Here is a 15,275-nt window from a genome sequence, read left to right as displayed (position 1 = left end):
GTTATGGGTCCGCCATAAAAAAGCAATAACGAGCAAAAATAAACGCTCCCTAGAATCCCCTTCAATCCTCGCAGCCACAAGGCTCCGAGCATGCCAATGCCCGCGTCTGGCGCAAGCGCCGCCGGACGCATCGACGCCTTCGCCGTCGACTCTCAAGCAACCGAAAACCAACAGGAAGGAAAACACCATGGGACGCATCTTGTCGTTGAAAGATGTCGAGGCCGCCGTCAAGGGCGGCTCGATCTTCGCGTGCGGCGGCGGCGGCTGGGCCGATCACGGCCGCGAGCTCGGCACGCTGGCGGTGACGATCGGCCGCCCCGAGCTTGTGACGATGGACGCAATCCCCGACGACGCGTGGATCGCGACCGCCGCGGCAATCGGCGCGCCGGGCGGCCTGACCGACTGGGAAATGCTCGGCGTCGACTATGTGAAAGCGGTGCAGCTCGTGCAGGAGGCGCTCGGCGCGCCGATCCACGGCCTGATCATCGGCCAGAACGGCATGTCGAGCACGCTCAACGGCTGGCTGCCTTCGGCGCTGCTCGGCACGAAGGTGGTCGATGCGGTCGGCGACATCCGTGCCCATCCGACCGGCGACATGGGCTCGCTCGGCCTCGCGTCGAGCCCCGAGCCGATGATCCAGGCAGCCGCCGGCGGCAATCGCGCCAAGAATGCGTATATGGAGCTCGTCGTGCGCGGCGCGACCGCGAAGGTCTCACCGGTGCTGCGCAAGGCGTCGGATATGTCGGGCGGCTTCATCGCGAGCTGCCGAAATCCGGTGCGCGCGTCGTATGTGCGCCAGCACGCGGCGCTCGGCGGCATCGGCATGGCGCTCGCGCTCGGCGAGGCGATCATCGCAGCGGAAGCGAAAGGCGGCGGCGCGGTCGTCGATGCGATCTGCAAGGCGACGCGCGGGCAGATCATCGGCAGCGGCAAGGTCGTGCGCAACACGCTCAAGTACACCGATGAGGCGTTCGACGTCGGCGTGATCGAGATCGGCGCCGGCGCGAATCGCCGCCTGATTCACGTGATGAACGAGCACATGGCCGTCGAGGACGCGCACGGCGCGCGCATCGCGACCTACCCCGACGTGATCACGACACTCGATGCCGACGGCCGTCCGGTCAGCGCGGGCCAGGTCCACGAGGGCATGGAGATCCTGCTGTTCCATGTAGCGAAGCACGACATTCCGCTGTCGTCATCCGTGCGGGATCCGGCGGTCTATCCGCCGGTCGAAAAGGCGCTCGGCATCCGCATCGCCGATTACGCGCTCGCTCAGTAAGGGGTACCGGAAACATGAAACGCGAATTCAACGTCACGTCCGGTTCCACGCTGCGCTGCAAGGGATGGCGCCAGGAAGCGCTGCTGCGCCTGCTCGAAAACGTGCTCGCCGTCGGCGAAGCGCCGGAGCAGTTGATCGTCTACGCGGCGCTCGGCCGCGCCGCGCGCGACTGGCCTTCGCACGACGCGATCGTCCATGCGCTCAAGACGATGGACGAGGATCAAACGCTCGTCGTCCAGTCCGGCAAGCCGATCGGCTTGCTGAAGACACATGCGCAGGCGCCGCTCGTCATCATGGCGAACTGCAACATGATCGGCCAATGGGCGAAGGCCGAGCACTTCTACGAGTGGGAAAAGAACAACCTGATCTGCTGGGGCGGGCTCACGGCAGGCGACTGGCAATACATCGGCTCGCAAGGCGTCATTCAGGGTACCTACGAAATTTTCTCGCGCATCGCCGAGCGGCATTTCGGCGGCGACCTGCGCGGGCGCTTCATCCTGACGGCAGGCATGGGCGGCATGGGCGGCGCGCAGCCGCTCGCGGGCCGAATGGCGAACGCGGCGATCCTCACGATCGAAGTCAATCAGGACAGCATCGACAAGCGCATGAAGATCGGCTTCCTCGAGAAGCAGGCGCGCGATCTCGACGAAGCGCTCGCCATGATCCGCGACGCGCAGGCGCGCCGCGAACCACTGTCGGTCGGCCTGCTCGGCAACGCCGCCGATGTCTATCCGGAGATCCTCGCGCGCGGCGTCATTCCCGACATCGTCACCGACCAGACCTCCGCGCACGATCTCGTCTACGGCTACGTGCCGTCCGGCTACACGCTCGACGAAGTGCGCGCGCTGCGCACGACCGATATTCCTCAGCTGATGAACGCGAGCCGCAAGTCGATCGTGCGTCACGTCACGGCCATGCTCGGCTTCAAGGACCGCGGCGCGATCGTCTTCGACAACGGCAACCTGATCCGAACGCACGCGAAGGAAGGCGGCGTCGAGCGCGCCTTCGAGATCCCGATCTTCACCGAGGCCTTCCTGCGTCCGCTGTTTTGCCGCGCGATCGGCCCGTTCCGCTGGATCGCGTTGTCGAACGATGCCGACGATATCCGCAAGATCGACGACCACCTGCTCGAACATTTCGGCCACAACGCGATCGTCGCCAATTGGATCAGGCTCGCGCGCCAACATGTGCCGTTCGAGGGGCTTCCCGCGCGCATCGCGTGGCTCGGCCACGGCGAGCGCACGGACCTCGCGCGCGCGGTCAACCGGATGGTGCGCGACGGCCGTCTGAGCGGCCCGATCGCGTTCACCCGCGATCATCTGGACGCCGGCGCGATGGCGCATCCGAACATCATGACCGAGAACATGCGCGACGGCTCGGACGCCATCGCCGACTGGCCGTTGCTCAACGCCATGGCGGCCTGCTCGTCGATGGCCGATCTCGTCGCGATCCACTCGGGCGGCGGCGGCTACAGCGGCTATATGACGAGCGCAGGCGTAACGGTCGTGGCCGACGGCACCGGAGAAGCCGACGCCCGGCTCGCGCTGTCGATGACCAACGACACGTCGATGGGCGTCATGCGCTACGCCGACGCCGGCTACGAAGAAGCACTCGACGAAGTCCAACGCAAGTCGGTTCCCCATATCCGGCTGTAGCCCTCTCTCCCGTCCATCGCCCATGAGCCAATCAGGAGCCACCTTGGAAAAGGCCGCCGCGTTATCAGTCGATGCGATCGATGCCGCTCGACCTTCGCCGCATGCGATCCACATCGGTCGGCGCGCCGTTGCCGCCGCCTCGATCGGCAACGCGCTCGAGTGGTACGACTTCTCGGTCTACGCGTTCTTCGCGGTCTACATCGCGCAGAACTTCTTCGGTCACGCGAATTCGAGCGTGCAGTTGCTGGAAGCCTTCATGGCGTTCGGCCTCGGCTTCGTCGTGCGGCCGCTCGGCGCGCTCGTGATCGGCGTCTATGGCGATCGTGCGGGACGCAAGGCCGCGCTGACGCTCACCATCCTCGTGATGGCGGCTGGCACCGGCATCATCGCGTTCGCGCCGCCCTATACGGCGATCGGCGTGGGCGCGCCGCTGCTGATCGTCTGCGGACGCTTACTGCAAGGCTTCTCGGCGGGCGGCGAGGTCGGCGGCGCGGCCGCGTTCCTGATCGAGCACGCGCCCGCCAACAAGCGAGGCAAATACGCGTCGTGGCTGCAGGCGAGCATGGCGCTGTCGAACATCCTCGGCGCGCTGGTGGCCACGGTCGTCACGCTGCTCTTCACGCACGAGCAGATCGGGGACTGGGCTTGGCGCATTCCGTTCGTGCTCGGTCTCGCGATCGCGCCGGTCGGTTTCTGGCTGCGCAAGACGCTCGATGAAACGCCGCACTTCCAGGCTGAAATGGAGCGCGCTCATCGCCAACAGGAGGCGCAGAAGGCGCCGCTCATGCAAGTGGTGCGCGACTATCCGCGCTCGCTCGCGATCGGCGCCGGCTTCTCGATCCTGTGGGCCGTCTGCGTCTATGCGCTCGTCATCTTCATGCCGACCTACGCGCAGCGCACGCTGCACTTCGAAGGGCGCGAGGCGTTCATCGCTTCGCTGATCGGCAATTGCTTCATGGCCGTGGTCTGCGTGTGGGCCGGCTCGCTGTCCGACCGCTTCGGCTGCAGGAAGGTGCTCACGGCAGGCGCGCTATTGATGCTCGTGAGCGTCTATCCGCTGCTCGTCTGGCTGCATGCCTGGCACACGAGCGCCGCCCTGATCGTCGTGCAGACCGCGTTCTGTGTGATGGTCGCGATCTTCACGGGCGTGGCGCCCTGCGCACTATCGATGTTGTTTCCGACGCGCGTGCGCTCCACCGGCATGTCGCTGTCCTACAACCTCGCGGCCACCGTGTTCGGCGGCTTCGCGCCGGCGATCCTCACGTGGCTCACGCAAAGCACCGGCAATACCTTCGCGCCTGCCTGGTACGTGATGGCCGCGTGCGTCGCCGCTTTGGTCTCGATCGCTTTCCTGCCCCGGCATGCCCTTCAATAACCGCGCATCACAAACCGTCCATCGTTCAACACAAGGATATCCGCCCGTGCTCCGCTCGATTCCCCGCCTGATCGTGGCCTGTGCGCTGCTGCACGCCACGCATTCCTTCGCCGACGTGCAGTTGGACGGTCGCTCCGCGACGCCCGCCGTCATCGCCCGCATCGCCGACGGCGAACCCGTCAGCATCGCCCCTGCCGCGCACAAGCGCGTCGAGGACGCGCAGCGCGTGCTGCTCGAAGCCGCGCAGGCCGGCCAGCAGATCTACGGCTTGACCGTCGGCGTCGGGTTGAACAAGGACCACGTGATGGTCGACGCCCACGGCAAGCTGACCGACGAAGTGCTCGATGCGTCGCGCCGCTTCAACATCGGCCTGATTCACGCGCACTCGGGCGGCGTGGGACCGGACATGGACATCCGCGTCGCGCGCGCCGCGATGGCCGCGCGCCTGAACGCCATGCTCGACGGCGGAGCGGGCGTTCAGCCTGCGATCGTCGACACCTACGCGCAGTTCCTGAATCGCGGCGTCACGCCCGCGATGCCCTCGGACGGCTCGATCGGCGAGGCGGACATCACGATCCTCTCGCACGTCGGGCTCGCGATGCTCGGCGAAGGCGAGGTCTACTATCAGGGCAAGAAGATGCCCGCCGCGGATGCGCTCAATGCGGCCGGCATCGCACCGATCAAGCCCTACGGCAAGGATGCGCTCGCGATTCTCAGCTCCAACGCCTACGCGGCCGGCATGGCGGCGCTCGCCCTCGACGACATGGCGCGCCTCGCGCGCACGACGAAGCTCGTCTACGCGCTCTCGCTTCAAGCGCTGAACGGCAACGTGTCGCCGTTCCTGCAAGACACCCTCGCGCTTCGCCCGTTCCCGTACACCGCGCGCGCGGGCGACGAACTGCGCACGCTGATCGCGGGCGGCAGCCTCTGGAATCGCGACGATCAGCGCCCGTTGCAAGATCCGCTGAGCTTCCGCTCGGGCGTGTATCTGCTCGGCGAAGAGGATCGCGTCTACGACGAGACCCGCGCGCTGCTCGGCGTGCAGCTGAATTCGTCCGACGACAACCCGGGCGTCGCCGTCGGGGTCAAGCCGAAATCCGAGCGCTATCAGGACAAGCGCGGCTATGTGGAGGCGAAGCCGGGCGGCGCGGTGCTGCCGAGCGCGAACTTCGAGCCGCTGCCGTGGGTGCTCGCCTTCGAGGAACTGGGCCTCGTGCTCGCGCACAATTCGCTCGCGTCGGCGCAGCGCATCGTCAAGCTGGACGATCCGCATCTCACCGGCCTGACGCGCTATCTCGGCACCGATAAGACCGTCCACGCATTCGGCGCGATGGAAAAGCCCGCGATGGCGCTCGCGATGGAGAACAAGCAACTGGCGATGCCGGTCTCGATGGACTACCTGCCGGTGGCGGGCGGCATCGAAGACATCGCGACCAACGCGCCGCAAGTGGTCGAGCGCGTGCAGAAGCAGATCGACAACAGCTACGCGCTGCTCGGCATCGAGCTGATTCACGCCGCACAAGCCGTCGACCTGCGCAAGCAACAGCAAGCCGGCTTCACGCTCTCGCCCGCCGCTCAGGCGCTCTATGCGGCGTTGCGCCGCCAGGTCACCTTCCTCGATCAGGACCGGCCGCTTACCATTGACTTCCGCGCGGCGGCGGACCTGCTGCGCAACTACCACGAATGATTGAGGCAAATGAAGTGAAACCCGTGATTCAGGCGTTCCACGATCCGGCGACGTCGACGATCAGCTATGTCGTCTATGCAGCACCCGGCTCGCCGTGCGCGATCATCGACTCCGTGCTCGACTACGATCCGCACGCCGGCCGCACGGCCACGCATTCGGCCGATCGCATCATCGCGTTCGTGCGCGAGCAGCGGCTCGAGGTGCAATGGCTGCTCGAAACGCATGCGCATGCTGATCACGTGTCGGCGGCGCCGTATCTGAAGGCGCAGCTCGGCGGCAGCATCGCGATCGGCGAGCAGATTCGCTCGGTGCAAAAAATGTTCGCTCCGGTCTTCGATTTCGAGCCGGGCTTCCGTCTGGACGGTTCGCAGTTCGACCGGCTGTTTCGGGACGGCGACACGTTTCGCGTCGGCGCACTGGAAGCCACCGTGCTGCATGTGCCGGGCCATACGCCGGCCGACGTCGCGTATGCGTTCGACGGCGCGGTATTCGTCGGCGACACGCTGTTCATGCCGGACGTCGGCACCGCGCGCTGCGATTTCCCGGGCGGCGACGCGCACCTGCTGTATGCGTCGATCCGGCGGCTGCTCTCGCTCGCCGGCGACACGCGGCTCTTCATGTGCCACGACTATCCGCCGAACGAGCGCGAACTACGCTGGCAAACGACCGTCGACGAGCAACGCGCAGCGAACATTCATGTGCGGGACACCGTCGTCGAAGCGGACTTCGTTGCGATGCGCACCGCGCGCGATACGACGCTCGGCATGCCGGCGCTGATCATCCCGTCGGTCCAGTTGAATATTCGCGCGGGCGCCCTCCCCGAGCCCGAGGCAAACGGCATTCGCTATCTGAAGATACCGTTGAACGTGCTTTGAGCACATCGACGCGATGAACAGGCAATGACCCAGTCATAACAAGGCAATAACAAGAATGATTCAAACGACCACGCCCGCCAACGGGCGGACCCATTCCAAGCCAACCTTCGATATCGTCGTCGTGGGCGGCGGCGCAGCCGGAATCGGCGTGACGGCAAGCCTGCTGAAGCGGCAGCCGCGGCTGAAGATCGCGATCGTCGAGCCGAGCGACAAGCACTACTACCAGCCCGGCTGGACGCTCGTCGGCGGCGGCGCGTTCGACATCCACAAGACGGTGCGGCCGACCGCTTCCTTGATCCCCGGCGACGCGCAATGGATTCAGGCGCGCGTGACGCGTTTCGCGCCCGAGCGCGATGCGGTGGAACTCGACGACGGGCGCGAGCTCGGCTATCGGCACCTGATCGTCTGCCCCGGCTTGCAGCTCGGCTGGAACAAGATCGACGGCTTGGAAGCCACGCTCGGCAAGCACGGCGTCACGTCGAACTACCGGTTCGATCTCGCGCCCTACACGTGGCAGCTCGTGCGCGCGACGCAGCGCGGCCGGGCGCTCTTCACGCAGCCGCCGATGCCGATCAAATGCGCGGGCGCGCCGCAAAAAGCGCTGTACCTCGCCTGCGACCACTGGCGGCGCCAAGGCGTGCTCGGCAACATCGACGTCGAGTTCAACAACGCCGGAGCCGCGCTGTTCGGCGTAGCCGCGTTCGTGCCGTCGCTGATGCGCTATATCGAGCGCTACCAGGCGGAGCTCGCGTTCAATTCGAATCTGGTGGCGGTCGACGGCCCGAAGCGCGTCGCCACCTTCGCCATCAAGGACGCCGACGGCAACGTGACCCGCGTCGACAAGCCGTTCGACATGCTGCACGTCGTCCCGCCGCAAGCCGCGCCCGACTTCATTCGCACGAGCCCGCTCGCGAACGCCGACGGCTGGTGCGAAACCGATCCCGCCACCCTGCGCCATCCGCGCTATCCGAACATCTTCGCGCTCGGCGACGTGTGTTCGACCTCGAATGCGAAGACGGCTGCCGCCGTGCGCAAGCAGATCGTGATCGTCGCCCGCAACCTGCTGGCGGCGCGCGACGGCCAGGCGCTGCCGGCTGTCTATGACGGCTACGGCGCGTGTCCGCTCACCGTGGAAAAAGGCAAAGTCGTGTTCGCCGAATTCGGCTACGGGGGCAAGCTGCTGCCGACGTTCCCGCTGGACGGAACGGTCGCGCGCCGCTCGTCGTGGCACATGAAGACCACGCTGCTGCCTTGGCTCTACTGGGAAGGCATGCTCAAGGGCCATGAGTGGCTCACGCAGACGAAGGCCGGCTGACCCATGGCGATGATTGAATTGACCAGCGTGTTGCTGGGCTCGGTCGTCGGCCTGATTCTCGCGCTGACCGGCGCGGGCGGCGCGATCATCGCGGTGCCGCTCCTGGTGTTCGGCTTGCACCTCGCCGTCGCGCAGGCCGCGCCGATCGGCCTCCTGGCGGTCGCGCTGTCCGCCGCGCTCGGCGCCGTGCTGGGCCTGCGCGCGGGGATCGTCCGCTATAAAGCCGCGAGCTTCATCGCCGTGAGCGGGATGCTGATCTCTCCCGCCGGCGTGTGGGCCGCGCAGCGCCTGCCCAATGCGCCGTTGACGCTGCTGTTCGCGGCGGTGCTGATGTTCGTGTCGTATCGGATGTTCCGGCAGCCAGCGGCACAGCACGACGGCGAGCGAACCAGCGCCAGCGCCAGCGCCATCGCCGACGTGCCGTGCGCGCTCAACGGCGCCACCGGACGCCTCGTCTGGACGCTGCCTTGCGCGCGGGCGCTGGCGGCGTCCGGCGTGGGCGCGGGTTTTCTGTCGGGGCTCCTTGGCGTCGGCGGCGGCTTCGTCGTCGTGCCGGCGCTGCGCCGCGCCACGCGGCTGCCGATGCAGTCGATCGTCGCCACGTCGCTCGCAGTGATCGCGCTCGTATCGATGTCGGGGGTCGCGTATTCGGTGGCGAGCGGCCACATGAACTGGTCCATCGCGATTCCGTTCGCAGCGGGCGCGCTCGGCGGGCTGATCGCCGTCCGGCCGTTTGCGCGGCGTCTCGCCGGACCCCACTTGCAGCGAGGCTTCGCGGTGATCGCAACGGTCATTGCGATAGGGTTGGCGATCAAGGTCGTCGTTCAATAAGCAGCCGATTGACGTTGACTCGTGGCGCGACATTGAGAAGAATCGGAGCCAATTCAGTCTGCGCCACATTCAATCGGACCGACCATGCGCTATCGCTTTGCAATCTCGCTGCAAGGTTTCATTGCAGCGTCGGCAGCCACGATCGCCGTCACACTGTCCTCGTCCCCGAGCTTGGCCGCGAATGCGGATTCGTCTGCGATAGCGGCTTCGAATTCCGTTGCAGCGAGCGCAGCCGCGCCGGGCGTCGAAGCATCAGCTCCCGGCGTCGACACGGGTCCGGAACCCGTCAAGCGCCACGCACAAGGCGAACCCCGCGAAGCACGCGAACGTGAAGCGCATGCCGCCGAACCGGCGAGCGAAGTCTCACCGGCCAGCACCACAAAAGCCGCAGCCGAGCCCGTTCCGCCCGAGACGTCGAGCGTCACGCATCATTCGATTCGGATCGACGGCCACAAGCTCGACTACACCGCGACAGCGGGCAACCTGCTCCTGCGCAACAACGCAGGCGACGCCGAAGCCAGTGTCTTCTACGTCGCCTACACCCTGGACACGAAGCACCCCGCCCAGCGCCCCATCACGTTTCTGTTCAACGGCGGCCCCGGCGCGGGCAGCCTCTTTCTGCTGATCGGCTCGGTTGGACCGAAACGCGTCCGCACCACGAGCCCCGCCGCGACCCCGCCCGCGCCCTACGTCCTCGCCGACAACCCCGACAGCCTGCTCGACAAGAGCGACCTCGTGTTCGTCGATGCGGTCGGCACCGGCTTTTCCAGGACCGTCGGCCACGCAACCGGCAAGCAGTTCTGGGGCGTCGACGAAGATCTCGACGCGTTCGCGCATTTCATCGAACGCTATGTGACGGTCAACCAGCGCTGGAACTCGCCGAAGTTCCTGATCGGCGAATCGTACGGCACGGCGCGCGCCGCGATGCTCGCGTACAAGCTCGATCAAGAGAACCTGGCGCTCAACGGCGTCGTGCTGCTGTCGTCGGTATTGAACTCGGGCCTGCACACGCCCGGCTACGACACCCTCAACGAGCGCTACCTGCCCACCTACGCCGCGATCGCCTGGTATCACGACAAGCTCAACCCGAAGCCCGCCGATTTGCCGGCGTTTCTCGACGAAGTCCGCGCGTTCGCAACCGGCCCCTACGCGCAGGCGCTCGCAAAAGGCGATGCGCTCGGCGACGCGGAACGCGATGCCATCGCCGCGCAGGTCGCGCGCTACACCGGGCTCGATGCGCAGTACGTGAAGGAAACGCGTCTGCGCATCTGGCCGTCGCGCTTCCGCAAGGAATTGCTGCGCGGCGAGTCGCGCACGGTGGGCCGCTACGATGGCCGCTTCGAAGGCATCGATATCGACGACGCGTCGGACAGCCCCGATGGCGACGCGTCGGTGAGCGGCGTCTCGAGCGCGTTCGACGCCGCGCTCCATCAGCATCTCGCGCAGGATCTGCACTACGTCGCGCAGGATCGCTACCGCGTATTCAACGATGCGGCGCTCAAGCAATGGAACTGGAAGCACCGCGAATGGTGGGGCGAAGAGCTGACCGAGCCGTACGCGGCCGGGGATCTCGCGCAAGCGATGCGGCAGAACCCGCGCTTGCAGGTGCTCTCGGCGAACGGCTACTTCGACCTCGCGACGCCTTTTTTCGCGACGGAATACGACTTGTCGCACATGGAACTCGATCCGTCGCTGCGCGCGAACGTGCACATCACGTACTACCCGACCGGCCACATGATCTATCTCGACGACGCGGCGCTGCACGCCTTGAAGGGCGACTTGGCGCGGTTTTACGACGCCGCGACGGCTCCCGCTGCAACGCGTTGAAGTCCTTCCGGGACCGCTTTCCCGATATCTCCGCAGCGACGGAGCGCCAGTGTGTTGCAAGGCGCGTCATTCAAAAATAACAAATTATTCAAAATAAATAGCTGCAATTAATTTAGAACCCATCCTCCATTTCACTCAAAGAAAAATACCAATAAAAACGATCCGATATTTTCGAATTTAGACCCACTCGCCCCGGCTTACCATTCATTAGACTTTCAATTTGTAAATCGCGCGCCGGATAGCCGAGAAAAATTCCCGCCTCCACTGCCAAACCTGACAGTACCGGCGAAATCCTTGCCACTGCTAGGTTAGCGGCGCGCATCGCTCCACCAAGCGCTAACAATCCATATCAACGAAAATACGCCCGAGCCGGCTTGAAATACCAATCCGTCGATGCATCGAGACTCGACGGATTTGCCTGGCTCTGGCGTTTCGCTTTAGGAGGTTAAATGAAGTCGACGTCAAATACGAAACGTTCTGCATTCGCTTCTTTTAAAGGCGCGGCATTGATTCTGCCGCTCGCTGTGGCATCAGCCGCGCAGGCGGCCGCCCCCGCGCAGACGACATGGGTCAGCACCGAAACCAAGGCGTTCATCGCCCCGGCGACGCGCACGCTCGCCGCCACCCCGCTCGTCGAACTGGCGGCCGGCTCGCCGACGCACGTCGTGATCAGCTTGAAGCTGCGCAATGCGAGCAAGCTCAAGCAGCTTGCGCACGACGTCAACGACCGCACGAGCACGCGCTACCGCAAGTTCCTCACGCACCAGCAATTCCTCGCGGACTACGCGCCGACCGAAGCGCAAGTCCAAGCCGTCGTCGCCCATCTGCGCAACAACGGCTTCATCAATATCCGCGTGGCGCCGAACCGCCTGCTGGTGTCGGCCGACGGCACGGCCAGCTCGGTCAAGAGCGGCTTCAATACGCCGCTCGTCCACTTCCAGCGCAACAACCGCGATGTCTTTGCCAACACGGCCCCCGCGCAAGTGCCCGAAGCACTCAGCGACACCGTGCTGTCCGTGCTCGGCCTGCAAAACGTGACGCGCGCCCACACGATGCTGCACGCCGGCCCGCGCACGCAGGCCAAGACGCTCGCCGCCGCCGGCACCGCGACGGGCCACAGCCCGACCGAATTCCCGGCGCTCTACGACGTCGGCAATACGCCCAGCGCGGCGAACACGACGGTCGGCATCATCACGCAAGGCGGCGTGAGCCAGGCGACGCAGGACTTGAACCAGTTCACGAGCGCCAACAACCTGGCGACGGTGAACGTCCAGGCGATCCAGACCGGCGGCCCGAACGGCGACTACAGCGACGATCAGGAAGGCGAAGGCGAGTGGGATCTCGACAGCCAGTCGATCGTCGGCGCGGCCGGCGGCGCGGTGAACCAGTTGCTCTTCTACATGGCCGACAACAGCGCATCGGGCAACACGGGCTTGACGCAGGCGTTCAATCAGGCCGTCTCCGACAATCTCGCGAAAGTGATCAACGTGTCGCTCGGCTGGTGCGAAGCCGACGCGTACTCCGATGGCACGATGGCCGCCGAAGACCAGATCTTCACGACCGCGGTCGCCCAGGGGCAGACGTTCTCGGTGTCGTCCGGCGACGAAGGCGTGTACGAGTGCAACAACCGCGGCTACCCGGACGGCAGCACGTACTCGATCTCGTGGCCGGCGTCCTCGCCGAACGTGATCTCGGTCGGCGGCACGACGCTCTATACGACCGCGAGCGACGGCTACGCGAGCGAGACGGTCTGGAACGAAGGCCTCGACTCGAACGGCAAGCTATGGGCGTCGACCGGCGGCTTCAGCTCGTATGAGGCGGCCCCGACGTGGCAATCGAGCCTCTCCGTGAGCCCGGCGCCGGCCGGCCGCGCGGTGCCGGATATCTCGTTCGACGCGGCGCAGAGCACGGGCGCGCTCGTCTACAACTACGGGCAGATCCAGCAGATCGGCGGCACGAGCCTCGCGTCGCCGATCTTCGTCGGCTTCTACGCGCGCCTCGAATCGGCCAACTCGAACTCGCTCGGCTTCCCCGCCGCGAGCATCTATAGCGCGGTCAAGTCGACGCCAACTCTCGTCCACGACGTGACCTCCGGCAACAACGGCTACCAGGGCTACGGCTACAACGCGGGCAAGGGCTGGGACTATCCGACGGGCTGGGGCAGCTTCGATATTTCGAAGCTCGCCACCTACGTGCAGGGGCATAAGTTTGCGCAATGAGGTTTGCACAGTAAGCGCGTGAACTAGCGGCAACGCCCGCCTCCCTATGCAAACGGGGAGGCGGGCTTGCGAACCATCGAACTCTGCTGTCAAAGCGCCGCGAAACAGCACGATCGTGTTGCGAGACGCGCATTCCCCCTCCCCAATGCGATTGAAGTAGGCGCATAATCATCGCTTTGCCGCTGGCGTCGTTCGCGCTGTCTTCCATGCCGCTTGCCATCAAAGCTTTCCTCGTCCCCCTCATCGTCGCGTGCGCGATGTTCATGGAAAGCGTCGATGCCAACATCATCGTCACCGCACTCCCCTCGATGGCCCGCGATTTCGGCAGCGATCCGGTCGCGCTCAAGATCGGCATCATCAGCTACGTGATGGGGCTCGGCGTCTTCATCCCCGTGTGCGGCTGGTTCGCCGACCGCTTCGGCGCCCGCACCATCTTCCGCACGGCAATCGGCATCTTCGTGGTCGGCTCGCTGATGTGCGCGGCTTCGCGCTCGCTCGATACCTTCTCGCTCGCACGCTTCATTCAAGGCGTGGGCGGCGCGATGATGGTGCCGGTCGGGCGCATCATCATTTTCCGCGTCGTGCCGAAGTCGGAATTCGTGCGCGCGATGAACTACCTGAGCATGCCCGCGCTCCTCGCTCCGGCGGTCGCGCCGCTCCTCGGCGGGTTCATCACCACTTACCTGCACTGGCGCCTGATCTTCTTCATCAACGTGCCGGTCGGCGTGCTCGGCATCTACCTGACCAACAAGCACATCGTCAATTCGCACGAGCCGCATCCCGGTCCGCTCGATTGGGTCGGCTTCCTGCTCTCCGCGATCGGCGCGTCGGCGTTGCTGCTGGGGCTGTCGCTGATCGACGGCGAGCTTGTTTCGGCACGTACGGCCGTCGAACTGTGCATCGTGGGCGCGCTGCTGCTCGTGCTCTATGTGCTGTATGCGCAGCGCGCGGCGCGTCCTCTCCTCGATCTCGCGTTCCTGCGCATCCCCACTTATCGCGCGAGCGTGCTCGGCGGCTCGATGTTCCGCATCGGGCTCGGCGCGGTGCCGTTCCTCTTGCCGCTCTCGCTGCAGGAGGGGCTGGGCATGTCGGCGTTTCAGTCGGGTGCCATCACGTGCGCCTCGGCGTTCGGCGGCATGTTCATGCGCTCGCTCACCTCGACCGTGCTGCGCCGCTACGGCTTTCGCACGGTGCTGATCTATAACGCGGTGTTCGCCGGCATCGCCATCGCGGCCTGCGGCAGCTTCGTTCCCGGCATGCCGGTCTGGGTGATCTGGATGATCGTGCTGTTCGGCGGCTTCTTTCCGGCGCTGCAGTTCACGAGCCTCAATTCGATGATCTACGCCGATATCGACAGCCGCGACGCCGGCCGCGCCACGAGCCTCGGCAGCGTCGTGCAGCAGATGTCGCTCGGGCTCGGCGTGACGGTCGGCGGGATCGTGCTGCATATTTCGCGCGCGGCCCATGGGCACGCGCACATCATGTGGTCGGATTTCTGGCCGGCGTTCGTCGTGGTCGGATTGTTTTCGTTCGGCTCGATTCCGATTACGCGGCGGTTGGCGCCGAATGCGGGGGATGAGATTGCGAGAGGGGCGCGGGGGTAAGCAATCCGCGCGAGCGCTCAGTCGAGTCCGCTCGCGCCCACCGCCGATCCAGCCGGCTTGGCCGGCATCGGCCCGAAGAACATCGCCCTCAGCTTGTCGCGTCCGACGAAGCGCGCGATCTCGGCAATCACGCAGTAGTTGATGATCAGCATCACCAGCAGGATCTGGATCGCCCAGAACTGTGGCCAGTTGAGTTCCGCAAGCAGCTTATGGTTGGCGGCGACAAAGCCGGGCGCCTCTTTCCAGTATTCCCACAGACGCTCCAGATAGTGAATGCACAGCGCCACCAGGGTGTACATCGCCGTCTTCCAACCCACGTTCCAGATCAGCGGCTTCTCGGGAAAGCGGTTGATGAACGGCAGCATGTTCGCGATCAGCACCGACTTGCCGAGCACCAGCGCAGCGAGGGTCACGGAGGCCGACGACGGCACGGTAAGTCCAGTGCCTTTCGTCATCAGCGCTCGAACGAGCGCGACGACGTGCAGGATGATGAAAAAGAAGATCGTCGGCGGCAGCAGTTCCATGAACTCGTGTTTGATCCTGGCGGTCAGCTTGCTCATGCTCTTCTCTCTGGAGCGTTGGCTTGGGCTGCGCCACAGAATACCGCA

The 15,275-nt window shown here is 65.4% G+C and carries 11 protein-coding genes; 10 read left to right on the top strand and 1 reads right to left on the bottom strand.

What is annotated here, in order from left to right; all coding sequences use genetic code 11:
• Window positions 1–187 precede the first annotated feature (187 nt).
• The 10 genes from ertC (at window position 188) to AAHK20_RS17460 (ending at window position 14,667) form a co-directional block, all read left to right on the top strand.
• A complete protein-coding gene (gene ertC, locus AAHK20_RS17505; RefSeq protein WP_449182760.1) occupies window positions 188–1,279 on the top strand; it encodes a thiohydantoin desulfurase in 1,092 nt (363 codons plus the stop codon).
• Window positions 1,280–1,293: 14 nt separating this feature from the next.
• The gene (gene ertB / locus AAHK20_RS17500) at window positions 1,294–2,934 is read left to right on the top strand and encodes a thiourocanate hydratase (protein WP_449182759.1); all 1,641 of its coding nucleotides are present in this window, start codon (window positions 1,294–1,296) and stop codon (window positions 2,932–2,934) included.
• Between the two features lie 22 nt (window positions 2,935–2,956).
• On the top strand, window positions 2,957–4,309 hold the full coding sequence (locus AAHK20_RS17495; protein ID WP_449182758.1) for an MFS transporter: 1,353 nt from the start codon (window positions 2,957–2,959) through the stop codon (window positions 4,307–4,309).
• A 46-nt stretch (window positions 4,310–4,355) separates the two neighbouring features.
• Entirely contained in the window at window positions 4,356–5,996 is a 1,641-nt protein-coding gene (locus AAHK20_RS17490) for an HAL/PAL/TAL family ammonia-lyase (RefSeq protein ID WP_449182757.1), read from the top strand.
• Between the two features lie 14 nt (window positions 5,997–6,010).
• A complete protein-coding gene (locus tag AAHK20_RS17485; protein WP_449182756.1) occupies window positions 6,011–6,871 on the top strand; it encodes an MBL fold metallo-hydrolase in 861 nt (286 codons plus the stop codon).
• 55 nt (window positions 6,872–6,926) lie between these two features.
• On the top strand, window positions 6,927–8,186 hold the full coding sequence (locus AAHK20_RS17480) for an NAD(P)/FAD-dependent oxidoreductase (RefSeq protein ID WP_449182755.1): 1,260 nt from the start codon (window positions 6,927–6,929) through the stop codon (window positions 8,184–8,186).
• Window positions 8,187–8,189: 3 nt separating this feature from the next.
• On the top strand, window positions 8,190–9,017 hold the full coding sequence (locus tag AAHK20_RS17475; protein WP_449182754.1) for a sulfite exporter TauE/SafE family protein: 828 nt from the start codon (window positions 8,190–8,192) through the stop codon (window positions 9,015–9,017).
• Between the two features lie 84 nt (window positions 9,018–9,101).
• A complete protein-coding gene (locus AAHK20_RS17470) occupies window positions 9,102–10,844 on the top strand; it encodes a S10 family peptidase (RefSeq protein ID WP_449182753.1) in 1,743 nt (580 codons plus the stop codon).
• A 449-nt stretch (window positions 10,845–11,293) separates the two neighbouring features.
• On the top strand, window positions 11,294–13,063 hold the full coding sequence (locus AAHK20_RS17465; protein ID WP_449182752.1) for a S53 family peptidase: 1,770 nt from the start codon (window positions 11,294–11,296) through the stop codon (window positions 13,061–13,063).
• A 206-nt stretch (window positions 13,064–13,269) separates the two neighbouring features.
• Entirely contained in the window at window positions 13,270–14,667 is a 1,398-nt protein-coding gene (locus tag AAHK20_RS17460; RefSeq protein ID WP_449182751.1) for an MFS transporter, read from the top strand.
• Window positions 14,668–14,684: 17 nt separating this feature from the next.
• Here the strand turns inward: AAHK20_RS17460 and AAHK20_RS17455 are convergent, their stop codons facing one another.
• Window positions 14,685–15,227, bottom strand: coding sequence for a hypothetical protein (locus AAHK20_RS17455; protein ID WP_449182750.1), 543 nt, complete (start codon window positions 15,225–15,227; stop codon window positions 14,685–14,687).
• Window positions 15,228–15,275 lie beyond the last annotated feature (48 nt).

This window comes from Trinickia camelliae (assembly GCF_053525655.1).
This window is presented reverse-complemented; position numbering and strand designations above follow the sequence as displayed.

Bases quoted from the DNA above. Each gene is read 5' to 3' on its own strand.
- ertC (WP_449182760.1), top strand. From the start codon at position 188: ATGGGACGCATCTTGTCGTTGAAAGATGTCGAGGCCGCCGTCAAGGGC.
- ertB (WP_449182759.1), top strand. From the start codon at position 1,294: ATGAAACGCGAATTCAACGTCACGTCCGGTTCCACGCTGCGCTGCAAG.
- AAHK20_RS17495 (WP_449182758.1), top strand. From the start codon at position 2,957: ATGAGCCAATCAGGAGCCACCTTGGAAAAGGCCGCCGCGTTATCAGTC.
- AAHK20_RS17480 (WP_449182755.1), top strand. From the start codon at position 6,927: ATGATTCAAACGACCACGCCCGCCAACGGGCGGACCCATTCCAAGCCA.
- AAHK20_RS17475 (WP_449182754.1), top strand. From the start codon at position 8,190: ATGGCGATGATTGAATTGACCAGCGTGTTGCTGGGCTCGGTCGTCGGC.
- AAHK20_RS17470 (WP_449182753.1), top strand. From the start codon at position 9,102: ATGCGCTATCGCTTTGCAATCTCGCTGCAAGGTTTCATTGCAGCGTCG.
- AAHK20_RS17465 (WP_449182752.1), top strand. From the start codon at position 11,294: ATGAAGTCGACGTCAAATACGAAACGTTCTGCATTCGCTTCTTTTAAA.
- AAHK20_RS17460 (WP_449182751.1), top strand. From the start codon at position 13,270: ATGCCGCTTGCCATCAAAGCTTTCCTCGTCCCCCTCATCGTCGCGTGC.
- AAHK20_RS17455 (WP_449182750.1), bottom strand. From the start codon at position 15,227: ATGAGCAAGCTGACCGCCAGGATCAAACACGAGTTCATGGAACTGCTG.